Origin of the sequence: Dactylosporangium sp. NPDC049742 (assembly GCF_040674675.1) — a bacterium.
In the GTDB taxonomy this organism is placed as follows: Bacteria; Actinomycetota; Actinomycetes; order Mycobacteriales; family Micromonosporaceae; genus Dactylosporangium; species Dactylosporangium maewongense.
In genome coordinates this window covers 322366-345037 of the sequence record NZ_JBFANF010000001.1, presented here as the reverse complement: position 1 = coordinate 345037, position 22672 = coordinate 322366, and the positions used below count along the sequence as shown (strand labels likewise).

The 22672-nt window shown below is 71.9% G+C and carries 21 protein-coding genes; 15 read left to right on the top strand and 6 right to left on the bottom strand.

What is annotated here, in order from left to right:
* Positions 1 to 34: 34 nt before the first annotated feature.
* From clpB to AB0J72_RS01570, 8 genes are all read left to right on the top strand, one after another.
* Complete coding sequence (clpB, locus tag AB0J72_RS01605; protein WP_363393299.1) at positions 35 to 2629, top strand: ATP-dependent chaperone ClpB; 2595 nt, start codon at positions 35 to 37, stop codon at positions 2627 to 2629.
* Positions 2630 to 2640: 11 nt separating this feature from the next.
* Positions 2641 to 3009 carry a hypothetical protein gene (locus tag AB0J72_RS01600; RefSeq protein ID WP_363393296.1) on the top strand — a complete coding sequence of 123 codons (369 nt, stop codon included), beginning with the start codon at positions 2641 to 2643 and terminating at the stop codon, positions 3007 to 3009.
* Positions 3010 to 3078: 69 nt separating this feature from the next.
* A complete protein-coding gene (locus AB0J72_RS01595) occupies positions 3079 to 3753 on the top strand; it encodes a hypothetical protein (RefSeq protein WP_363393294.1) in 675 nt (224 codons plus the stop codon).
* Between the two features lie 105 nt (positions 3754 to 3858).
* Positions 3859 to 4653 carry an SDR family NAD(P)-dependent oxidoreductase gene (locus AB0J72_RS01590; RefSeq protein WP_363393291.1) on the top strand — a complete coding sequence of 265 codons (795 nt, stop codon included), beginning with the start codon at positions 3859 to 3861 and terminating at the stop codon, positions 4651 to 4653.
* 340 nt (positions 4654 to 4993) lie between these two features.
* Positions 4994 to 5533: an orotate phosphoribosyltransferase gene (gene pyrE / locus AB0J72_RS01585; protein ID WP_344500802.1), complete on the top strand. Its 540-nt coding sequence runs from the start codon at positions 4994 to 4996 to the stop codon at positions 5531 to 5533.
* Positions 5534 to 5596: 63 nt separating this feature from the next.
* Complete coding sequence (locus AB0J72_RS01580; protein ID WP_203848243.1) at positions 5597 to 5977, top strand: metalloregulator ArsR/SmtB family transcription factor; 381 nt, start codon at positions 5597 to 5599, stop codon at positions 5975 to 5977.
* Between the two features lies 1 nt (position 5978).
* Entirely contained in the window at positions 5979 to 6617 is a 639-nt protein-coding gene (locus AB0J72_RS01575) for a class II aldolase/adducin family protein (RefSeq protein ID WP_363393287.1), read from the top strand.
* A 159-nt stretch (positions 6618 to 6776) separates the two neighbouring features.
* Complete coding sequence (locus AB0J72_RS01570; RefSeq protein ID WP_363393284.1) at positions 6777 to 8423, top strand: VWA domain-containing protein; 1647 nt, start codon at positions 6777 to 6779, stop codon at positions 8421 to 8423.
* 2 nt (positions 8424 to 8425) lie between these two features.
* On the opposite strand, the gene AB0J72_RS01565 is transcribed toward AB0J72_RS01570, so the two are convergent.
* From AB0J72_RS01565 to AB0J72_RS01555, 3 genes are read right to left on the bottom strand one after another with little or no spacing between them, the layout of a single operon-like run.
* The gene (locus AB0J72_RS01565; RefSeq protein ID WP_344500810.1) at positions 8426 to 9163 is read right to left on the bottom strand and encodes a VTT domain-containing protein; all 738 of its coding nucleotides are present in this window, start codon (positions 9161 to 9163) and stop codon (positions 8426 to 8428) included.
* A gap of 25 nt (positions 9164 to 9188) precedes the next feature.
* Positions 9189 to 11684: a polynucleotide kinase-phosphatase gene (locus AB0J72_RS01560; protein ID WP_363393281.1), complete on the bottom strand. Its 2496-nt coding sequence runs from the start codon at positions 11682 to 11684 to the stop codon at positions 9189 to 9191.
* Positions 11681 to 13039, bottom strand: coding sequence for a 3' terminal RNA ribose 2'-O-methyltransferase Hen1 (locus tag AB0J72_RS01555; protein WP_363393278.1), 1359 nt, complete (start codon positions 13037 to 13039; stop codon positions 11681 to 11683). Before AB0J72_RS01555 ends, AB0J72_RS01560 begins: the two co-directional genes overlap by 4 nt.
* 65 nt (positions 13040 to 13104) lie before the next feature.
* Between AB0J72_RS01555 and amrS the strand changes: the two genes are divergently transcribed.
* From amrS to AB0J72_RS01530, 5 genes are all read left to right on the top strand, one after another.
* Positions 13105 to 14169, top strand: coding sequence for an AmmeMemoRadiSam system radical SAM enzyme (gene amrS, locus AB0J72_RS01550; RefSeq protein WP_363393275.1), 1065 nt, complete (start codon positions 13105 to 13107; stop codon positions 14167 to 14169).
* Positions 14170 to 14215: 46 nt separating this feature from the next.
* Positions 14216 to 15025, top strand: a complete 810-nt coding sequence (gene amrB, locus AB0J72_RS01545; RefSeq protein ID WP_363393272.1) for an AmmeMemoRadiSam system protein B — start codon at positions 14216 to 14218, stop codon at positions 15023 to 15025.
* Between the two features lie 140 nt (positions 15026 to 15165).
* Positions 15166 to 16083 (top strand): phytanoyl-CoA dioxygenase family protein, encoded by a 918-nt coding sequence (locus AB0J72_RS01540; protein WP_363393269.1) that lies wholly within the window; start codon positions 15166 to 15168, stop codon positions 16081 to 16083.
* Between the two features lie 55 nt (positions 16084 to 16138).
* Complete coding sequence (locus AB0J72_RS01535) at positions 16139 to 16651, top strand: SigE family RNA polymerase sigma factor (RefSeq protein WP_363393266.1); 513 nt, start codon at positions 16139 to 16141, stop codon at positions 16649 to 16651.
* Entirely contained in the window at positions 16648 to 17703 is a 1056-nt protein-coding gene (locus AB0J72_RS01530; RefSeq protein WP_363393263.1) for an LCP family protein, read from the top strand. The genes AB0J72_RS01535 and AB0J72_RS01530 overlap by 4 nt, the downstream gene beginning before the upstream one ends.
* Here the strand turns inward: AB0J72_RS01530 and AB0J72_RS01525 are convergent.
* Positions 17700 to 17918, bottom strand: a complete 219-nt coding sequence (locus AB0J72_RS01525) for a hypothetical protein (protein ID WP_344500826.1) — start codon at positions 17916 to 17918, stop codon at positions 17700 to 17702. The two genes, AB0J72_RS01530 and AB0J72_RS01525, sit on opposite strands and share 4 nt — an antisense overlap.
* 203 nt (positions 17919 to 18121) lie before the next feature.
* On the opposite strand from AB0J72_RS01525, the gene fbaA reads away from it, so the two are divergent.
* The gene (gene fbaA, locus AB0J72_RS01520; protein WP_363393260.1) at positions 18122 to 19147 is read left to right on the top strand and encodes a class II fructose-bisphosphate aldolase; all 1026 of its coding nucleotides are present in this window, start codon (positions 18122 to 18124) and stop codon (positions 19145 to 19147) included.
* A 61-nt stretch (positions 19148 to 19208) separates the two neighbouring features.
* Here fbaA and AB0J72_RS01515 read toward each other — a convergent pair whose 3' ends face one another.
* Positions 19209 to 20429, bottom strand: a complete 1221-nt coding sequence (locus AB0J72_RS01515) for a hypothetical protein (protein ID WP_363393257.1) — start codon at positions 20427 to 20429, stop codon at positions 19209 to 19211.
* A gap of 178 nt (positions 20430 to 20607) precedes the next feature.
* Here AB0J72_RS01515 and AB0J72_RS01510 point away from each other — a divergent pair, with 178 nt between their 5' ends.
* Positions 20608 to 21024: a DUF3151 domain-containing protein gene (locus tag AB0J72_RS01510; protein ID WP_363393255.1), complete on the top strand. Its 417-nt coding sequence runs from the start codon at positions 20608 to 20610 to the stop codon at positions 21022 to 21024.
* Positions 21025 to 21027: 3 nt separating this feature from the next.
* Here AB0J72_RS01510 and AB0J72_RS01505 read toward each other — a convergent pair whose 3' ends face one another.
* A complete protein-coding gene (locus AB0J72_RS01505; protein WP_363393252.1) occupies positions 21028 to 22653 on the bottom strand; it encodes a chromosome partitioning protein in 1626 nt (541 codons plus the stop codon).
* Positions 22654 to 22672: the final 19 nt, after the last annotated feature.

Here is a 22672-nt window from a genome sequence, read left to right as displayed (position 1 = left end):
CTGGTGCACAGGTATGGACCGGAACGAGGAGCCGATGAACGCCGAACGCCTGACCACCAAGAGTCGCGAGGTCATCAAGGCCGCCGTTGACGCGGCGAGCCAGCGCGGACACGCGACCGTCGAACCATGGCACCTGCTGCTGGCGCTGCTGGACACGGGTGGCTCGACCGCCGCGGGCCTGCTGCGCGCCGTGGGCGCCAACCCCGCCGACATCCGCCGCGCCGCGCTGCACGCCGTGGACCGGCTACCCAGCGCCAAGGGTTCCAGCGTGGTCGAGCCCAATGTCGCCCGCGAGTTCGCCAACGCGATCGCGGCCGCGGAGCAGATCGCCCGCCCGCTCGGCGACGAATACACCTCGACCGAGCACCTGCTGGCCGGCCTGGCCCGCGTCGGCGGCGCGGTCGGCGCCCGCCTCAAGGAGTCCGGGGCCACCGAGGAGACCCTGGTCGCCGCGTTCCCGCAGGTCCGCGGCGGCGATCGGCGCGTCACCACCGCCGACCCGGAGCAGACCTTCCAGGCCCTGGAGAAGTACGGCGTCGACCTGACCCAGGCCGCCCGCGACGGCAAGATCGATCCGGTCATCGGCCGGGACTCCGAGATCCGCCGGGTGATCCAGGTGCTGTCCCGCCGCACCAAGAACAACCCAGTGCTGATCGGCGAGCCGGGCGTCGGCAAGACCGCGATCGTCGAGGGCCTGGCCCAGCGGATCGTGGCCGGCGACGTGCCCGAGTCGCTGCGCGACAAGCGCCTGGTCAGCCTCGACCTGGCGGCCATGGTCGCCGGCGCGCAATACCGTGGCCAGTTCGAGGAGCGCCTCAAGTCCGTCCTGGAGGAGATCAAGGGCTCCGACGGGCAGGTCATCACGTTCCTCGACGAGTTGCACACGATCGTCGGCGCCGGCAAGGGCGAGGGCTCGATGGACGCCGGCAACATGCTGAAGCCGATGCTCGCCCGCGGCGAGCTGCGGATGGTCGGCGCGACCACCCTGGACGAATACCGCGAGCACATCGAGAAGGACCCCGCGCTGGAGCGCCGGTTCCAGCCGGTCGTGGTCGGCGAGCCGTCGATCGAGGACACCATCGGCATCCTGCGTGGGCTCAAGGAGCGCTACGAGGTGCACCACGGCGTGCGGATCACCGACGCGGCCCTGGTCGCGGCGGCCACGCTCTCCGACCGGTACATCAGCGACCGCTTCCTTCCGGACAAGGCGATCGACCTGGTCGACGAGTCCGCGTCGCGGCTGCGTATGGAGATCGACTCCCGGCCCGTCGAGGTGGACGAGGTCGAGCGGACCGTGCGGCGGCTGGAGATCGAGGAGATGGCGCTGGCCAAGGAGCCCGACGCCGCCTCCGCGGAGCGGCTGGAGCGGCTGCGCGCCGAGCTGGCCGACCGCCGCGAGCACCTGACCGCGCTGACCGAGCGCTGGCAGAACGAGAAGCAGCACATCTCCGCCGTCTCCTCGATCAAGGAGCAGCTGGAGCAGCTGCGCGGCGAGGCCGACCGGGCCGAGCGCGACCTCGACCTCGCGAAGGCCTCGGAGCTGCGGTACGGGCGGATCCGCGACCTCGAGCAGGAGCTGCGCACCGCGGAGGTCGAGCTCGAGGAGCTGCAGTCCGCCGGCTCGATGCTGAAGGAGGAGGTCTCCGCCGACGACATCGCGGCGGTGGTCGCCTCGTGGACCGGCATCCCCGCCGGCCGGCTGCTGGAGGGCGAGACCGCCAAGCTGCTGCGGATGGAGGAGTCGCTGCGCAGCCGGGTCATCGGCCAGGAGGCCGCGGTGCAGGCCGTCTCCGACGCGGTGCGCCGCGCCCGCGCCGGGATCGCCGACCCCGACCGCCCCACGGGCAGCTTCCTGTTCCTGGGCCCGACCGGCGTCGGCAAGACCGAGCTGGCGAAGGCGCTCGCGGAGTTCCTCTTCGACGACGAGCGCGCCATCGTCCGCATCGACATGAGCGAGTACGGCGAGAAGCACACGGTCGCCCGGCTCGTCGGCGCGCCGCCCGGATACGTGGGCTACGAGGAGGGCGGCCAGCTCACCGAGGCGGTCCGCCGCCGGCCCTACTCGGTGGTGCTGCTCGACGAGGTCGAGAAGGCGCACCCCGACGTGTTCGACGTGCTGCTGGCGGTGCTCGACGACGGCCGGCTCACCGACGGGCAGGGCCGCACGGTCGACTTCCGCAACGCGATCCTCATCCTGACCTCCAACCTCGGCTCCGAGGTGCTCGCCGACGACCCGACGCTGACCGCGGAGCAGCGGCGCGACGCCGTGATCGCCTCCGTCCGGCAGCACTTCAAGCCGGAGTTCGTGAACCGGCTCGACGACATGGTCGTGTTCGACACGCTGTCGCCCGCTGACCTGCGCGAGATCGTCGACATCCAGCTGCGGGCGCTCGGCCGGCGACTGTCCGACCGGCGGCTGACCCTGGACGTCACCGACGCGGCACGTGACTGGCTCGCCAGTCTGGGGTATGACTCGGTGTATGGCGCCCGCCCGCTGCGGCGCCTGGTCCAGACGTCCATCGGCGACCAGCTCGCCAAGGCGCTGCTGGCCGGCACGATCCGCGACGGCGACCGCGTCGTGGTGGACCTGGCGGACGACAAGAAGGCGCTCGCTGTCAGCGCCGGATAAGGACGAGGGCGATGCTGTGGAAGAGGAAGGGCGCGTTCGACGATGAGCTGAGCCAGCTCGCCGCCGCCGACACGCTGGCGTTCGGCGGGGTCGGCTTCGCCGGCACGCTCACGCCCGCCACCAAGGCGTATTTCGCGGTCGGGGAGGGGCTCCAGCGGCACGGTGCCAAGCTGCGGCCCAAGCTGGAGGCGCTTCTCGACCGCGCCACGCCCGCCGGCCGGGTGTACGCGGCGGAGCTGCTGACCCGCATCGACCCGTCGGCCGGCAGGGCCGCGTGGCAGCGCCTGGCGGGGCAGGACGCCGCGGTCAGCACGTTCACCGGATGCATGATGGGCAGCACCACGCTGGCCCAGTATGCGCAAGATCGCCTCAACAGCTGAGCCCATTACCTGCGCCCGCAGCCCGACATCGATACGGTTGATCCCCAAGGTTTCCTGGGAGGAGATCCGATGGCATTCGCCGACCCAGCGTCTGGGCCGCGAGCCCGACCGTCCACCGTCAACCTGGCCGTCTACCTGCTCTACGCGGCGGCCGGGATCGAACTGATCAATATCATCATCTCGCTCGTCTACGCCGGTGCGCTCGCCGACGGCGCCAAGAAGGCCGTCGCCGGCACGTCGCAGGAGGGCGCCGGCTTCGGCGCTGGTGCCAACGGTGCCGTCACGTTGATCTTCGGCATTCTGATCATCGTCCTGCTGGTCCTGCTCGCCGTCTTCGTCGGCAAGGGCAAGCAGGTCGCCCGCATCCTCACGTGGGTGCTCGGCGGCCTCGCGGCGTGCTGCTCGCTCGGTGGGTTCGCCTTCTCGCTCGCCGGGGAGAGCCTCTGGGAGCAGGCGCGCAAGAACGACCCGAAGCTGCCGACCTGGGACAAGTACAACGAGCTGCTCTACTCGGAGGTGCCGGGCTGGTTCCAGCCGGTGACCACGGTGCTCGGCGTGCTGCTGATCCTGGCGATCCTGGCGGTCATCGTGCTGCTGGCGCTGCCGGCGTCGCACCCGTACTTCCGCAAGGTCGAGGCGCAGTGGGAGCCGCCGGCGCCCGGCACGCCCGGCGACACCGGCTACCCGGGTGGCTACCCGCCGCCCGCCGACGGCCCGCCGCACCAGCCGCCGCCGGCTCCGTAAGGCGGCACCGCCTCCGTAAGGCGACACCGTCGAAGCGGCTCGGCGAACACTCGAAGGCCCCGGGAGACCGGGGCCTTCGGCGTGCCCGGGACTAGATTGGCGCGCATGACCCAACGGCCAGTCGCCCTCATCACCGGCGCCACCGCGGGCATCGGTGCCGCGTTCGCCCGTGAGCTCGCCAAGACCCACGACCTGGTGCTGGTGGCCCGGGACAAGGCCCGCCTCGAGGCCGTGGCGGCCGAGGCGGCGGCGGCCGGGGCGGGCGGCGCCGAGGTGCTGCCGGCGGACCTGTCGACGCCCGAGGGCTGCGACCTGGTCGCGGCCCGGATCACCGCCGCGGACCGCCCCGTGGACCTGCTGGTCAACAACGCCGGGATGAGCCTCAACACGCCGTTCCCGCGCTCCAGCGTGGAGCGGGAGGAGCTGCTGCTACGGCTCAACGTCCACGCGGTCATGCGGCTCACGCTCGCCGCGCTGCCCGGGATGACCGCCCGCGGCCGGGGCGACATCATCAACGTCTCCTCGGTGTCCGGGTTCGCCGCGATGATGCCCGGCTCCACGTACCCGGCGACCAAGGCCTGGGTCACCAACTTCAGCGAGTCGACCGGCCAGCTGGTGCGGGCCGGAGGGGTCCGCGTGATGGCGCTGTGCCCGGGGTTCACCCGCACCGAGTTTCACCAGCGGGCCGGCATCGACACGGGCAAGACGCCGCCGTGGCTGTGGCTGGACGCCGGCAATGTGGTCCGCGACGCCCTGCGCGATCTGAAGAAGGGCAAGCTCGTCAGCGTGCCCAGCTGGAAGTACAAGATGGTCGTCTTCGGGGTGCGGCACGCCCCGCAGGCACTGATGCGGCGTGTCGCCCGCGGCACGAGAAGCCGCATCGGCCGCGATGATCATTGAGTGGGGCCAGCATCGAGCATGATTGACGTCACGATGCCGCCGAACGGTCGGACTTGTGCGGCGAAGGGCTGAGTCCCTGGGACAGGCCCACCCTCAAAGCAGTGTTCGCGCAGGTCAGAGCCCATGTGACGACCCCTGCAGAGGGGTACGAACCGGTGAAACCAACGCGAATCTCCCTCACGTGCGGTTCGTTGACCCCTGTCACCGTCACCCCTCGCGTCACTCGTGGTGATCGCTGCGATCACCTTCGTATTCCTCCTTGTCCACTTGACGGCCCTAAATTTCTGCGAGAGTGCGGGTCATCGATTCGCCGAGCAGATTTAGCGCGTACGCTTCGGTCATGACCGACCGTGACGACCTGCTGAAACTCGTACTCGACCTGGCTGTGGTCCGAGGCAAGGTGACGCTGTCGTCGGGACAAGTAGCTGACTGGTACGTGGACCTCCGTCGCTTGACGCTGCACCATGCTGGTGCGCCGCTCGTCGGCCGGGTGCTGCTCGATCTGGTCGCCGACTGGGATTTCGACGCTGTGGGAGGGCTGACCCTCGGCGCCGATCCGGTGGCCACCGCGATGCTGCATGCGGCTGCCGCGCGGGGGACGGGACGCGAGCTCGATGCGTTCGTCGTCCGGAAGAGTGACAAGGCTCACGGTCTGCAGCGCCGGGTCGAAGGACCCGACGTGGCGGGCCGGCGGGTGCTGGCGGTCGAGGACACCTCCACGACTGGGGGAAGCGTCCTCACTGCAGTAGAGGCGTTGCGCGAGGCCGGCGCGGAAGTTGTCGGTGTCGCGGTTATCGTCGACCGTGGGGCGGAAAAGGCGGTCCGCGCCGCGGGGCTGAGCTATCGCTCAGCATTTTCGTTGGCCGACCTCGGCCAATAGGGCTGAAAAATTGTCGATTCGGACCTGCGTATATGCAGGCGGGTCGATGGTGTTGGTGGAAGGATGGAATACGTGGGAACTGCGCTGGCTGAGATGACCCTGCCCCAGATCTCGCCACTTGCTGGCGAGCCGATTGACCGCGCCGATGCCGAGCGTCTTGCCGGCGTCCTGAAGGCACTTGCCGACCCTGCCCGACTCCGGCTCCTGAGCCTGATCCAGTCGGCACCGGACGGCGAGGCGTGTGTGTGTGACCTGACGGCCCCGCTCGGGCTCTCGCAGCCCACGGTGAGCCACCACCTGCGGATCCTGACCGAGGCCGGGCTCCTGGAGCGCGAGAAGCGGGGTGTCTGGGCGTTCTACCGCCTGGTGCCCGCCGCTATCGGCACCATCGCCGACCTTCTGACGCCGCCGCGCAAGCGCGCGACCAAGAAGGCACCTCGGTAGGTTGCTCCAGCAGCCCGGCGACCTGCGCGACCAGCTTGCCCTCCTGGGGCGGGCGGTCGTGCGGTCAGGGCTCGTCGTGGGCTCGGGCGGCAACCTGTCCGCCCGGGCGCCCGGCTCCGACGAATGCTGGGTGACGGCTGCCGGCACCTGGCTCGACGGACTGTCGCCAGACTCGTTTGTTCGGGTCCGAATCAGCGATGGCGCGGCGCTTGACAAAGATGCCGCGCCATCATCTGAGCTTGGGCTCCACCTGGCGACCTACCGCGTCCGACCCGACGCGAATGCGATCGTGCACCTCCACCCGCAGACGGTGCTGCTGCTCGACGCGATCGGCGAGCCGATCCGGCTCGTCACCACCGACCATGCCTTCTACCTCCGGCAGGTCGTGACCACCCCGTTCAGCCCGCCCGGCGATCCCCGGGTCGGTGAGCTGGCCGCGGCCGCGTGCGCGGGTGGCGTCAACTGCGTGATCCTCTCCCATCACGGCTGCTCCGTGATCGCCGACTCGGTCGAGCTGGCCCACAAGCGCGCCCTCTACCTGGAGGAAGCCGCGCTGCTGACTTACCGAGCGTTAACCCTGGGTCGCACCCCGCAGCCGGTGCCGACCGACTGGCTGAACCTTCCCTCAGCAACCGCCTGACCTGCGCCTACACTGCTCCGATCGCGAAGACTCGCGACAACGCGCGACGACACGCGACAACGCGGGCAGAGGCACGCGACGCCATGCGGCAACGCGAGCAGAGGCACGCGAAGACGCGTACAGGGACGCGAGCAGGCGGCGAAGGGCACGGTGAGGCACGTGGCGCGAGGGAAAGCACCGTTGGCGGTCGCCGGGATCGTGGCGCTGATCGGCGTCACCGTGGTCGGCGTCCGCGCCGTGGCCGGCGGCTCCGGTGACTGCGACGGCGGGATCAGGCTCGTCGTCGCCGCGGCGCCCGACATCGCGCCCGCGGTCCGCGACGCCGCGACCCGCTGGAGCGCCACGAAGCCCGAGGTCGGCGGCGACTGCGTCCAGGTGCAGGTGCGCGCCGCCGAGCCGGCCGACGTCGCCGGCCAGCTCGCCGCCCGGGCCGGCGGCGCGATCAACGTCGCCGCCACCGCGGTCCCTTCCCCCGCCGACGCCGACGTGCCGACCGTGTGGATCCCCGACTCGACCGCGTGGCTGGTGCGGATGCAGGCGGTCAGCCGCGAGGCGTTCGAGCCCGACGCCCAGTCCGTCGCCACCAGCCCGGTCGCCATCGCCGTGCCCGATCCGCTCGCCGCCGCGCTCGACGCCACCGGCGGCACCGCGGGCGCGCCGCAGATGGCGGCGCTGCTCGCCAAGGTCGCCAGCAAGCAGGTCCAGCTCGCCGCCGTCGACCCGCGCCGCAGCACCGCCGGCCTCGCCGGGGCCGGCCTGCTCTACGACTCGATCCTCACCGACCCCAAGCGACTGGTCGACGTGGTCAAGGCGTACCGGTCGATCGCCGTCGCCGCCGACCAGACCGCGCTGGACAAGAGCACGGGCCCGGCGCAGGTGGCGCCGATGAGCGAGCAGGCGGTCATCGCCCACAACGCGGGTGGGCCGGTCGTGCCGCTCACCGCCCTGACCGTGGATCCGGCCGTGACGCTCGACTACCCGTACGCCATGATCAACGGCAAACCGAGGGCCAACCTCGAGGCGGCGGGCCGCTTCCGGGCCGCGCTGACGGCGGAGGGCAACCGCGACCTCTTCGCCAGGCTCGGCTTCCGCGCCGCCGACGGCTCGACCAGCGCCGGCTTCCCCGCCGGCCGCGGCGCCGCCACCGCTCCGGTCACGGTGAAGGCGCTCACCGAGGAACGGAAGATCACCGACATCCTCGGGTACTGGAACGCCACGACCGCCCCGTCGCGCGTCCTCACGCTGGTCGACACGACGTCGTCGGTGAACCGGCCGATGGCCGGCGCCGGCTCCCCGTCGCGCCTGCAGGTGCTGCGCAAGACGGCCACCGACGGGCTCGCCCTCTTCACCGACGACAGCGAGCTGGGCCTGTGGGCCTACGCCTCCGGCCATCAGGAGGTCGTGCCGCTCAACCCGCTCAGCCAGGGCCAGCGCGCCAGGCTGACCACCGCCGTCGCCGGCGCCAAGGCCACCACCGCCGACGTCTGCGGGCTCTACGAGACGGTCCTGGCGGCGTACAAGGCGCTGAAGGAAGGCTACAAGGAGGGCCGCTCCAACACCGTCGTCGTCTTCACCGACGGCACCAACTCCAAGCCGGGGATGAGCCTGGAGACGCTGAAACTGGAGCTGGAACGAGCGACGGACCCGACCCGTCCAGTGCGCGTGGTGCTACTGGGGGTCGGGCCCGACGTCAAGCAGCAGGAGCTGGCGGAGATCGCCGCGGCCACCGGTGGCCGGTCCTTCGTCGTCACCGACCCCGAGCAGATCGGCAACATCTTCCTGCAGGCGCTGATCAGGACCAGCTAGTGCTACTCCGCGGCGCGGTGGGCGCCGGCGCGGCCCTCCTCGACGGGGACCGCAGGGGTGCGGCGGCGCTCCCGCCAGCCGCGGAAGATCTCGATGAAGATCGGCAGGGCCGAGATCAGCACGATCAGCAGCACCGCCGGCAGCAGGTACTTGTCGATCTGGCCGTCCGGGATCGCGTCGTTGATCTGCTTCGCGAGGCCCCAGCCGACGAGCAGGATGCCGTCGGTCCACAGGATGCCGCCGATCACGTTCCACAGAAAGAACTGCCGCGCCGGCATGCCGATCGTGCCGGCGACCGGGTTGAGGAACGTCCGGACGATCGGGATGAACCGGGCGAGCACCACGGCCTTCGCCGGGCCGAACTTCACGAAGTAGTGCTCGGCCTTCTCGACGTACTCCTTCTTGAACAGCCGTGAGTTGGGCCGGTCGAACATCCTGCGGCCATACTTGGCGCCGAGGAAGTGGCCCAGCTGGGCGCCGGCGATCGCGCACAGCGGCGCGCCGATGAGCAGCTGGGTCAGGCTCAGCCTGGTGCCCAGCAGCTCCTCGGCGACCGATGACGCGCCGACGCCGGCCAAAAACAGCAGTGAGTCTCCGGGGAAGAAGAAGCCCACGAGGAGGCCCGTCTCCACGAACATGATGATCCAGACGCCGATCACGCCGAAGGTGTTGAGCAGGCCCTTCGCGTCGAGCGGGTTGAAGGCGAGCAGCTCGCTGAAAGCGCGAGTCTTTTCTTCCATGGCGCACCAGCGTACGTGAGCCCGGCTACAAACGGGGATCGACCGGCTCGCTTTCACAGGCCAGCAGGGCAAACACCAGCTGGTGCACAGCTCGCGTGGAGCCTCCGGCCGCCAGCAGGTCCAGCGCCGCGAGCCCCAGGCCCTGCTCCCGCAGCGCCAGGTTGCGCTTGCGCTGCAGCCCCCGGGCCCGCAGCTGGTCGAGCCGCGTCAGGTAGTCGGGTCCGTAGATGATCCGCAGGTACTCCCGGCCGCGGCACTTCAGCGCCGGCTGGACCCGCGGCCCGGCGTCGACGGCCGGCTTGAGCACCATGCCCTCGCCGCCCGCCGCGGTCAGCTCCAGCCACCAGTCGGTCGCGGCCGCGACGTCCGCGGGGGACGCCGGGTCGACCACCAGCCGCCGGGTCGGGGCGAACAGGTCGTCCGCCGCCACGAGCCGGTCCACCATCGCCAGGTGCCACTCGTGGTCCTGGCGCAGGTACGACGCGCCCTCCCCGGCCAGCACGTGGAACGGCGCCAGCCGGAGCCCGTCGAGGCCGTCCGTCGGCCAGCAGTACTGCCGGTACACATCCGTGAACGCCGCCATCGACGTCACCCGGCCGGTGAAACGGGCCCGCAACGACGCCACGTCGATGCCCCGCCCGGCGGCGGCGGTCAGGGCCGCGACGGCGGCGGGCAGCGCGGCACCCGCCGCCGCGGCGACGCTCGCGTACTGCTCGCGGATCAGCGGCTCGGCCTTCGCCGACCACGGCAGCACCTCGGCGTCCAGCAGCAGCCAGTCGGTGCCGAGCTCGTCGAAGAGCCCGCCGGCGGCGGCCCGGACCCGATCGAGCAGCGCCGTCTCGATCGGCGGCGGGAAGAACGGCCGGCCCGTCCGCGTGTAGATCGCCCCGCCACCCGAGCCGCCGAAGCGCCGCTCACCCGCGGCAGCGGACCGGCAGACCACCAGCACCGCCCGCGAGCCCATGTGCTTCTCCTCGCACACGACCCGCGGCACGCCCGCCTTGGCGTAGTCGGTCAGGGCCTCCACCGGGTGCTCCAGGTAGCCCTCGACCGCCGACGTCGACGCGGGCGCCATCGTCGGCGGCAGCCACACCAGCCAGCGCGGGTCGACCGCGAAGCGGCTCATGACCTCCAGGGCCGCCGCGGCGTTCTCGGCCGCCACCGTCACCCGCCCCGCGGGCGTCTCCAGGGTGCGCCGTCCGGTGACGTCGGCGATGTCCAGTCCGCGCTCCTCCGGCACCGGCACGACCAGCGGCCGCACCGGCTCGTAGTGCGCGCGGACGGCCGGCACCGAGACCAGCTCCCGGGACGGGTACCGCAGCGCGGTCAGCGCGCCACCGAAGACGCAGCCGGTGTCGACACAGATCGTGTTGTTGACCCACTCGGCGGCCGGCACGGGCGTGTGGCCGTAGACGACGGTCGCCGCGCCCTGGTACTCCTGCGCCCACGGGTAGCGGACCGGCAGCCCGTACTCGTCGGTCTCGCCGGTCGTGTCGCCGTACAGCGCGAACGCCCGCACCCGTCCCGACGCGCGCCCGTGGTAGGCCTCCTTGAGCCCGGCGTGCGCGACCACCAGCCGCCCGCCGTCGAGCACGTAGTGGCTGATGAGCCCGTCGAGGAAGGCGGGCAGCACGGCGCCGAGCTCGGCGTCGGTCTCGAGCTGGTCGAGGGTCTCCTGCAGCCCGTGCGTCCGCTTGACGTTGACGCCCCGCAGTGCCCGCAGCAGCTTCGCCTCGTGGTTGCCCGACACGCACAGCGCGTGCCCGGCCGCGACCATGCCCATGACCAGCCGCAGGACGCCGGGGGAGTCGGGGCCGCGGTCGACGAGGTCGCCGACGAACACCGCCGTGCGCCCGTCCGGGTGCCGCGCGTCCGCGGGCCGCCCGGCGGCGTCGCGGGCCAGGACGTAGCCGAGCCGGTCGAGCAGCAGCTCCAGCTCCTCCCGGCAGCCGTGCACGTCGCCGATGATGTCGAACGGGCCGGTCAGCTCCTTCTTGTCGTTGAAGAGCTTCTCGTACGCCACGACCGCCGACTCCACCTCGGCCACGTCACGCAGGACGTGCACCTGGCGGAAGCCCTCCCGCCCGAGGTGCTTCAGCGAGCGGCGCAGGTCGCGGTGCTGCCGCGACAGCACGGGCCGGCCGAAGTCCCGGTCGGGGCGCAGCTCGGTGCGCGCCCAGCACTCGCTCTCCGGCACGTCCAAGACGATCGCGACGGGCAGCACGTCGTGCGCCCGGGCCAGGTCGACCAGCGCCTTCCGCGCGTGCGCCTGCACGTTGGTCGCGTCGACGACGGTGAGCCGGCCGGCCCGCAGCCGCTTGCCGGCGATGTAGTGCAGCGCGTCGAACGCCTCCGCGGACGCGGACTGGTCGTTCTCGTCGTCGGCGACCAGCGCCCGGAACGCGTCGGACGACAGCACCTGCGTCGGCGCGAACTGCCGCCGGGCGAACGTCGACTTGCCGGAGCCGGAGATGCCGACCAGCGCCACCAGGCACAGCTCGGGGATCGTCACCGTGGTCACTTCTTGAACACCGCCATCTGGGTGGACGTGCCGACTTCAAGGTCTTCCTCGCCGATGCCGTGGCGCGTCACGGTGTACCCGTAGCGGGCCGCGACGTCGTCGCACCACGCGCCGAACTGCGCCCGGTCCCACTCGAACCGGTGGTCGTGGTGGCGCATCCGGCCGTGCTCCAGGCCGGGGTACCGGACGTTGTACTCGACGTTGGGGGTGGTGACGACGACCGTGCGCGGGGCCGCGTGCCCGAAGACGCTCGCCGCGAGCGCCGGCAGCCGCGACGGGTCGACGTGCTCGACGACCTCCATGAGGACCGCCACGTCGTAGCCGCGCAGCCGGTCGTCGCGGTAGGTCAGGGCCGTCTGCAGCAGCCGGATCCGTGCCCGCTGCCGGTCGGGGAGGCGGTCCAGGCGCAGCCGGCGGGCGGCCATCTCCAGCGACACGGTCGACACGTCGGCGCCGACGATCTCGGTGAACCGCCGGTCCCGGATCAGCTCGCCGAGCAGCGCGCCGGGGCCGCAGCCGAGGTCCAGCACCCGGCTCGCGCCGGCCTCGGCCAGCTGCCGGACGACCGCGGCCCGGCGCAGCGCCGCCAGCGACTCGGGCCGGGGAGCTCGTTCGATCACGGAGTCGGCGTCGGGATCCACGTCCGACAGCCGCGACAGCGCCTCGTTGGTCAGCGACGTGCGGTGCGCGAGGTATCGGCGGGCGATCACGCCCTTCGCCGGGTGCTCCGCCAGCCACCCGGTCCCCGCCCGGATCAGCTTTTCGACCTCGTCGGAGGAGACCCAGTAGTGCTTGGCGTCGTCGAGCACCGGCAGCAGCACGTACACGTGGTTGAGCGCGTCCGCGAGCCGCATCGTGCCGCGCAGCGTCAGGTCGACGTACCGGCTGGGCCCCCACTCCGGGTGCGCGGCGTCCAGCGGGATCGGCGCCGCCTCGACGGTCCAGCCGAGCGGCTCGAAGAACGTCGCCGCGTCACCCTTGCAGCGCAGCGCCGGGATCCGCAGCTCGAGGGGGATCGGGGTGGCGGCGAGCTCGGGCCGGTCCCGTGAGTCGCCGCGCAGCGCGGTGCGCAGCACCCGGCCGAGCGCCACCGCCAGCAGGCTCGACGCGGCGTAGGGCCGGTCGTTGACGTGCTGGCGCAGCGTGAACGTGTCGGGCCCCTTCGCCGTGCGTGCCGCCGCCGGATCCGCCTCCAGCAGCAGGGCGGCCGTGCACCGGTCCTCGCCCGCCTCCGGGTAGAAGACGTGCGCCGTGCCGCCGCTGACCTCGAACGACTGCAACCTGCCGGGATGCTTCACGAGCAGGTAGCCGAGGTCGGTCGCGGGCCGGTGGGTGGTGGTGATGGTCAGCAGCACCGCGCCATCGTCCCGCCGCGATTATCGGTGGGTCAGGCGGATTTCGCGGGCGTACAGTCGGGCTTATGGCGACGGTGCCGACCGTGCACTGGCACCGGTTGGCTGACGGCCGGGTGCAGTGCGACGTCTGCCCGAGAGCGTGCCGGCTCCACGAGGGCCAGCGCGGGTTCTGCTTTGTCCGGCAGTGCTCCGGTGACGAGATCGTCCTCACCACCTATGGCCGTTCGTCCGGTTTCTGCGTCGACCCGATCGAGAAGAAACCGCTCAACCACTTCCTGCCGGGCTCGCCGGTGCTGTCCTTCGGCACCGCGGGCTGCAACCTCGGCTGCCGCTTCTGCCAGAACTGGGACATCTCCAAGAGCCGCGAGATCGACACCCTCGCCGCCTCCGCCGACCCCTCGCAGCTCGCCGCGGCCGCTGTACGGCTGGGCTGCCGGTCGATCGCGTTCACCTACAACGATCCGGTGATCTTCATGGAGTACGCGATGGACGTCGCCGACGCCTGTCGCGAGGCCGGGATCAAGGCGGTCGCGGTGTCCGCCGGCTACATGAACCCGGCGCCCCGGGAGGAGTTCTACCGGCACATCGACGCGGCCAACATCGACCTCAAGGGGTTCACCGAGCGGTTCTACGAGAAGGTGACCTTCGCCCGACTCGACGCGGTGCTGTCCACATTGGAGTACCTGCGCGGCACCGACGTGTGGTTCGAGATCACGACGCTGCTCATCCCGGGGCAGAACGACGGCGACGACGAGCTGCGCCGCGAGTGCGACTGGCTGCTGGAGCACCTCGGCACCGACGTGCCGCTGCACTTCACCGCGTTCCACCCCGACTTCAAGATGCGCGACATCCCGCGCACGCCACCGGAGACGCTGCGCCGGGCCCGCCGCATCGCGCTCGACGCCGGCCTGCGGTTCGTCTACACCGGCAACGTCCACGACCCCGACGGCCAGACCACGCACTGCCCGGGCTGCGACCGGCCGGTCGTCGTCCGCGACTGGTACGACCTGCGCGCCTACCACCTGACCGACGACGGCCTCTGCGTCCACTGCGGACACCAGCTGCCCGGCGTCTACGACGGCCCGGCCGGAACCTGGGGCCAGCGCCGCCTGCCGGTGGTCCTGTCATGACGCGCCCGGCGGTGGCGGGCCCGTTCCACCCGGCCGTGGTTCTGTCGTGACGCGCCCGGCAGCGGTGGCCGGCACGTTCTACCCGGCCGATCCGGTGGAGCTCGCGACCCTGATCGACGCGATGCTCGACGCCGCACCCCCGGCACAGACGATGGTCACTACCACGCCCGTCGATGGACTGGTGGCCTACGTCGTGCCGCACGCGGGCTACCAGTTCTCCGGCCCGACCGCCGCCCACGTCTACCGTGAGCTGCGCGACCGCCCGGCGCCCTTCGAACGGGCCGTGGTCCTCGGGCCCGCCCATCACGTGCCGCTGCGGGGCGCCGCCGTGTCCACCGCCACCGCGTGGGCGACCCCCCTCGGCGAGATCGCGATCGACACGGACGGCGTCCGGCTGCTGGTCGACCGCGGGCTCGCCGTCGCCGACGACCGCCCGCACGCCCCCGAGCACTCGATCGAGGTGCAGGTGCCGCTGCTGCTGCGCGTACACCTGCCGAAACTGCTGCCGGTGCTCATCGGGCCCGACGATCCCGACGCGGTCGCCACGCTGCTCGACGCCGTCGCCGGACCGGGCACGGTGGTGCTGTGCAGCACCGACCTGTCGCACTACCTGACCGAGGAGGAGGCCCGGCGGCGCGACGCGGTCACCGCGGCGGCCATCGACGACCTGGCGCCGGAGCGGATCGGCGCGGGCGACGCCTGCGGCCGGCACGCGCTGCGCGGCCTGCTCACCTGGGGCCGGCGGCACGCGCTGCGGGTGGACCGGCTCGCGCTCGCCACGTCCGCGGACACCGGCGGGCCGAGGGACCGGGTCGTCGGCTACCCGGCGATGCGTCTGTCCCGCGCGTCTTACTAGGTAGACGTCGCGGACGGGTTCATCCGTTGCACGCGAAATGTCCAGAAATTGCCGCACGAACGGGCGACCACGGTCGTGGAGCCCGTGCCCGTCTGGTGCGGTGAGGGCGCCTGCGGACGGCGCCGGAACTGGAGACGGGGATGTCAGCGATAGCGGCAGCGCCGGACAACGGCACCGCGACCTGGACGCCGATGACCCGCGAGCAGCGCGAGCAGTTCGACGCGGACGGTTACCTCGTGATCAAGGGCGTGCTGAGCCCGGGCGAGGTGCGCCACTACGCGTCGGTGCTGGAGACCGCGCACCAGCAGCACCCCCGCGCCGCGGACGGCTCGTTGCACCTGCTCAGCCCGGTCACCCACCACCCCGACCTGGTCGACCTGATCGACCACCCGGCGACGTTTCCGCTGGTCTGGTCGATCCTCGGGTGGAACGTGCACATCTACCACTCGCATCTTGACGTACACCCGCCGCTGGCGGCGCCGAAGCCCGACTGGTGGCACTGGCACCAGGACGGCGGCCGGCAGAACCGCGAGCTGGAGACCGATCCGCGCCCCCGGCTGTCGGTGAAGCTCGCCTACTGGCTGTCCGACGTGTCGGAGACCGGCCGCGGCAACCTGACCCTGATCCCCGGCAGCCACCGGACCAACTGGCTGCCCGGCCCGCCGACCCGCGACGTGTCGTGGCCGACGCCGGACGGTGCGCGGCAGGTCGCGGTCGACGCCGGTGACGTCGTGTTCTTCGACCGGCGGATCTGGCACGCGCGGTCGGACAACCTCTCCGACATCACGCGCAAGTGCGTGTTCCTCGGCTACACGTACCGGTGGATCGCCATCCGCGACGACGTCGCCGGCCTGTCGCAGCGCCCCTGGTGGTCGGGCCTGAACCCGGTCCAGCAGCAGCTGCTCGGCGGCGTCGGGAACACCGGCGGCGGGCACGGTCACGACAACGGCACCGACGGCGACCACCACTGGGGCCACTATCCGCAGACCACGCCGCTCTACCAGGCGCTGCGCGACCGCGGACTGTTGGACCCCGGCTACGCTCCGCTGATTCCCTGACATTCGCAACAGATCCCTCCCCCGACCCGTCATAAGGTCAGGGGAGGGGGTCGGGTTGACGTTCGAGGAGTTCGTGGAGGCGCGGCTGCAGGCGCTGCTGCGCTACGCGGTCATGCTCACCGGCGATCCGCACACCGCGCAGGACCTCGTGCAGGAGACGATGATCCGGGCGCAGCTGAAGTGGCGCCGGATCGCCGCGGCCAGCGTGCCCGAGCACTACGTCAAGCGCATGCTCACGAATGCCTATATCGACCTGCACCGCGGCTCGTGGCTGCGCCGGGTGGTGCTGCGGGCCGAGCTGCCCTCCGAGGCGGCCCACCGTGATCTCGTGGTGGCCGATCACGCCGGGGCGTCCGCCGACCGCGACCAGATGTGGATCTGGCTCGCCCGGCTGCCCCGGCGGCAGCGGGCCGCGCTCGTGCTGCGGTACTACGAGAGCCTCAGCGACGTGGAGATCGCCGAGGTCCTCGGCTGCGCGATCGGCACCGTCCGCTCGCTGATCTCCAGGGCGCTCGTGACGCTGCGCGCCGAGGTCGTGCCGGAGCTGATCGGCGGTGACGTCCGATGAACGACGCCGTGACCTCGTCCCTCACCGACGCCCTCACCGACGCCTTCGCGCGGCACGAGGACGACGTGCCGGACGCCATGGCGCTGCGCCCGGCGATCGCCGCCGGTGCCAGCAAGCGCCGCGCGCGTCGCCGCCGCCGCTGGGCGGTCTCCTCCGGCGCGCTCGTCCTGGCGCTCGTCGCGTCCCTGGTATTCACCCTGCGCGACCCGTCGCCGCCCGCGACCCAGGTCGAGTCGCTGGTGGACGCGGGCACTGCCGACGTCAGCAACTTCCTGCTGCTGGGCACCGACCGGCGGCCGCAGTCGGCGGGCGACACCGTGCGCGCCGACGCGATCCTCCTGTTACACGTCGACCCGGACACCCGCACCGTCTACCAGCTGTCCATCCCGCGCGACCTGGCCGTGGAGGTGCCCAACTTCGGCCGCCAGCAGGCCAACAACGCCTACGTCTTCGGCGGTTACGAGCTGACCGCCCGCGTCCTCGGCGACCTGCTCGGGGTCGGGATCGACGGTGGCGCGGTCGTCGACTTCAACGGCATGCAGCAGGTCACGGACGCCGTCGGCGGGGTCGACCTCTGCGTCGACCAGCGGACCGTCTCCATCCACCTCGGCGTCGACGACGCCACGGGCCGCGCCGCGCCGCTCCGTCCCGGTATGCGCCCCGTCGTATACGAGCCGGGCTGCCGCCACTTCGCCGGGTGGGAGGCGCTGGACTTCGTCCGGCAGCGCCAGTCGCTCACGAACGGCGGCGACGACCGCGACACGCACCTGCGGCAGCTCCTCGCCGCGCTCGCCCGGAAGCTCGGCGACCCGGTGAAGCTGGCCAAGGCGATGCCGGTCGCGGGCGCCGCCCTCGACCTGCACCTCGGCGACATGTCACTGCCGACGCTGGCCGGCATGCTGGCCCGCTACGACGCCGCGCACGTGCCGGGCCTGAAGCTGCCGCTCAGGGCGGACCGCACGATCGTGCCGGGCGGCGACGGCCTGTTCGCCGCGCTGCGCAACGGCACCGTGCCGGAGTGGGCCGCCGCGCATCCGCAGTTCGTGTCCTAGCGGTATTCGTCGTCCTGGCCGGCGTCGCGGTCCTGTTCGACGGCGTCGTACTCGTTCGCGTCCCAGGGATGCGCGCTCTTGAACACCGTCCCGCGCTCCGTCGGGTCGGCGGGGAGTGCCTGCTCGGCGGCGTCGGCGGGCGATGCCTCCGGGTCGCGCACATCGGGGTCGAGCCGGTCGTCGACGGTCAACAGGTCTTCATCGGGCTGAGCCATGTGTCCTCCCTCAGGTTTCTCCAACCGTACGACCGAATCGGCGGTAACGCGGCCTAGCCGGGCAATTCACCTTGTCCCCACCCTCCCGCCGTACATGAGCCAATGCCACTGCGAGATACTCCGTTGCAGGACAGCGCGGTCCTCGACGAGCCGCGCACGCCCGGCTCCAACACCGCACGATCCAACAGCCAAGGAGCGCCGTCATGCCCATCGCCTCTCCCGATGTCTACGCCGAGATGCTCGACCGCGCCAAGGCCGGCGCGTTCGCCTACCCGGCGATCAACGTGTCGTCGTCGCAGACGCTGAACGCGGCGCTGCGCGGCTTCGCCGATGCGGAGAGTGACGGCATCATCCAGGTCTCCACCGGCGGCGCGGAGTACCTCTCCGGCCCGACGGTCAAGGACATGGTCACCGGCTCGGTCGCCTTCGCCGCGTTCGCCCGCGAGGTCGCGAAGAAGTACTCGATCAACGTGGCGCTGCACACCGACCACTGCCCGAAGAACAACCTCGACAAGTTCGTCCGGCCGCTGCTCGCCATCTCGGCCGAGCGCGTCGCCAAGGGCGAGGAGCCGCTGTTCCAGTCCCACATGTGGGACGGCTCGGCGGTGCCCCTGGCGGAGAACCTGCAGATCGCCGAGGAGCTGCTGGCGCTGACCGCCGCGGCCAAGATCGTCCTGGAGATCGAGGTCGGCGTCGTCGGCGGCGAGGAGGACGGTGTCGTCGGCGCGATCGACGAGAAGCTCTACACCACCGTCGAGGACGGCCTGGCCATGGTCGACGCCCTCGGCCTCGGTGAGAAGGGCCGCTACATGGCCGCCCTCACCTTCGGCAACGTCCACGGCGTCTACAAGCCGGGCAACGTGAAGCTCAAGCCCGAGATCCTCAAGACCATCCAGGACGCGGTCGGCGCCAAGTTCGGCAAGGACAAGCCGCTCTCCCTGGTCTTCCACGGCGGCTCGGGCTCGCTGCTCGAGGAGATCCGCGAGGCCCTCGACTACGGCGTCGTGAAGATGAACATCGACACCGACACGCAGTACGCCTTCACCCGCCCGGTCGCCGCCCACATGTTCAGCAACTACGACGGCGTCCTGAAGGTCGACGGCGAGGTCGGCAACAAGAAGGCCTACGACCCGCGCGCCTGGGGCAAGGTCGCCGAGGCCGGCCTGGCCGCCCGCGTCGTCGAGGCCTGCGAGCACCTCCGCTCGACCGGCACCACGCTGTCCAAGTAGTTCTTCCGCGGTTCCCGAGGCCCGGCGCCCTCCATCGTGAGGACGCCGGGCCTTCGCGTGCTCAGGCGGTCAGGATCTCCGCGGCCTCGGCGACGTCGTCGGTGATGTGGAGCAGGTGGCGCAGGTCGCCGACCGGGGACGCGGCCAGCAGGGGCTCCAGCAGGCTGCGGACCGGCAGGCGCTCGGTCCAGTGCCTGCCGTCGAGGAAGACGAACGGGCCGCTCACGCCGTCCGTGGCGTAGAACGTCTTCGTCGCGGCCTGGAAGATCTCCTGCACCGTGCCGGCCATGCCGGGGGCGAAGACGATGCCGCCGCGGGACAGACGCAGGATCGTGTCCTCGCGGATCGCGTTGGAGAAGTACTTCGCGATCTTGGCGGCGAAGAGGTTGGCGGGCTCGTGGCCGTAGAGCCACGTCGGGATCGCCAGGCCGCCGCGGCGGGCCCAGGTCACCGGGTCGACGGCCACCTGGTCGGCGGGCTCGACCGAGTCGGGCGTCGGCGGGACCGGTCGCGCATACGCCGCTCGTACGTCCAGCGCCGCCCTCGTGAAGGGGTCGTGGTCGTGGAAGTCGGGCGCCGCGGACAGGCGGTCGATCGCCTCGGCGAGCGTGCTCAGCGGCTGGTCGGCGAGGAACGCGCCCAGGTTGGCGGCCTCCATCACGCCCGGGCCGCCGCCGGTGACGACCAGCCGGTCCGCGCCGGCGAGACGCCAGGCCAGCTCGGCGGCGTTGCGGTAGTCGGGCGCGCCGCGCGGGACGGCGTGGCCGCCCATGATGCCGATCGCGGCGGCCGGCCCGCGCGCGCCGATCCAGCCGGCGGTGACGTTGGCCAGCGCGTTGTCGATCCCGGAGTCGTGCATCCGCTGCGCGATCGCCTCGCGGATCTCCGGTGTCGCGCCGCCGGTCGCCCGGAAGTGCTCGTAGACCAGCGTGTCGAACATGCCGGCGAACCCGTCGGAGGCGAACCCGGCGGCGAGGTCGTCCGGCACGTACAGCTGCGACGGGTGCGTCGGGTAGGGCAGCCCGGCGAACTCGGGCACCACCACCGCCCGCCGCCGCAGCAGGTCGACGATGGTCTCGGTGGCCGCGAAGTGGCAGCCGACGAACAGCGTGTCCTGCACGTCGACGCCGGAGAGGTCCACGGCGGCGAGGTCGAGGCCCTGGACGACCTTCGTGGCGAGCGAGCCGTTGTCCAGGTGGAACAGCAGCTCCTCCGACGACTCGATCTCGTCGGGCGAGTGGTCGTGCAGCGCGACCACGTCTGGCGGGGGCGGAGTGGGCACGACGCCATCTTGCCAGGTGGTGCAAAGGGCGATGGCCCGACCGTGGAGATCGGGCCACCGCGTAACCGGGTCCTGGGGAGGCTCCGGACCTCTCTTTCTAGTACCCGCCCGAACCGGGCACACCCCCCGCTCGCGGGACGTAGCCTCCACCGTTCAGCCAACCTGGTTGAATGGCTGAATGCAGAACCTGCTGCCCCAGCCTTCACCGACGCTGCTTCCCGCCGAGCCCGAGGCCGCCGCGAAGCTCGCCGCCGCCGCCGGTTCCGAGAAGGATGTCAAGGACGTCGCAGCGGCCCACCCGGCGTTCAGCGCCGCCTGGGCCGAGCTCGCCGAGCTCGCCCTCGCCGACGGCGAGCCGGTCACCGCCTACGCCTACGCCCGCACCGGCTACCACCGCGGCCTCGACCAGCTGCGCCGCAGCGGCTGGCGCGGCGCCGGTCCCGTGCCGTGGTCGCACGAGCCCAACCGGGGCTTTCTGCGCGCGCTGAACGCGCTCGGTCTCGCCGCCGAGTCGATCGGCGAGGCCGACGAGGCGGAGCGCTGCGCGAAGTTCCTCGACGACAGCGACCCGGCCGCGACCGCCGCCCTGCGGTAACCCTTACAACCCTTCGGAGATGGCCGCGGCGACCTTCAACCAGGCGTCGCGGCTCGCCGAGGTCAGGCCCCCGTAGCGGATCGGCTCCCCCGAGTCGATGAAGCGCTCGTACGGTGCGAGCAGCACCGTCCTGGTCCGCGCCGCGAAGTGGCGGGTGATCGCCGGGATGTCGAGGTGCCGGCGGCTCGGCGGCATCGACACGACGGTCACCGCCTGCCGGACCAGCCGCTGCCGGCCGTGCTGCTCCAGGTGGTCGAGCATCCTCGACGCCGTCTCGGCCGAGTCGTTGCGGGCCGACATCGTGACCACCAGCTGGTCGGTGGCGTCGATCGCGGCCTGCCAGTTCTCCGCGCGGACGTTGTTGCCGGTGTCCACCACGATCAGCTTGTAGAACCGGCTGACCACGTCGCGGATCTCGCCGAACGACTGCGCGGTGAGCATCTCGCCGGCCGTCGCGGACTCGTCGCTGGCGAGCACGTCGAACATGCCCTCGCCCTGCGCCCTGACGTACTGCGACAGGTCGCCGACCCGGCCCTGCGCGCCCTGGAAGTGGCCCAGATCGCGGAGCAGGTCACGGACGGTCCTGTTGTGGAAGTCCTGCTGCGCCCGCATGCCGAGCGTGCCCTGGGTCTCGTTGTTGTCCCAGGCCAGCACGTACCCGCCGCGCTTCTGCCCGAACGTCATCGCCAGCAGCAGCACCGCGACCGTCTTGCCGGCGCCACCTTTCGGGTTGACCACGGTCACCTGCCGCAGCCCGCCGAAGTTGCGCCGGACGAGGTCGACGTCGCGCCGGAACTCCTGCTCCCGCCGTCCGGGGCTGAGCGACAGCATGCCGAGCGTGCCCTTGGACACCGCCCCGCGCACGCCGCGGGCCGCGACCGGGTCGGCGGGCCGCGTCTGCCTGCGCCGCGCGAACTCGTCCGCCGTCGGCGTGCTCCCGTCCGACCAGCTCGCCGGCGGCGGCGCCTCACTCGGCGGCCGGTGCGCCACCGGCGGTGCCGGGGGACCGGGCGGCGCCTGATGGGCCGCAGGTCCTTGGTGTGGCGGCGGCGGCTGATGTACGGGCGGCGCCGACGGCTGATCCGCCGGCGGCTGATCGGTGGGGGGCGCCGGATAGGTGGGCGGCGGTTGATACGTGGAGGGCGCCCGATAGGTGGGCGGTGCGGGCGGCGCCGGCTGCGGGTGGTGCAGGACCGGGGGCCGCGGCGCCGGCACGCCGTTGACCGGCACCGCGCCGTTGCCAGGTGGCGCTCCGCCGCCCGGCATGAAGATCGGCCCCGCGCCCGAGACAGGGATCCCACCGGCCCCGGAGACCGGGATCGCGCCCGCGCCCGAGACCGGCACGTGCGGGACCGGCTGCCCGTGCTGAATCTCACTGCCGTGGTCGTCGGCGTCCGGTGCGGGCTCGAGCCACGGCCCCGGATCGCCGGCGTCGGCGTCGTCCTGCTCGCTCGCCTGCGTCAACCGCGTCCGGGTCGGCGGCTGTGACCAGGGCGACCCGACGTGCTCCGGTTCCTCCTCCTCCGGAGCGTCGTCCTCCTGAGGAGCGCCGCCGGCCTCCCGGCCGGCGTGAGCTTCGGTGCGCCGGCCCGAGACGAACTCGTCGGGCGGCCAGAGTGCGTCGTTCACAGCTGTTCCCCTCCCGCGC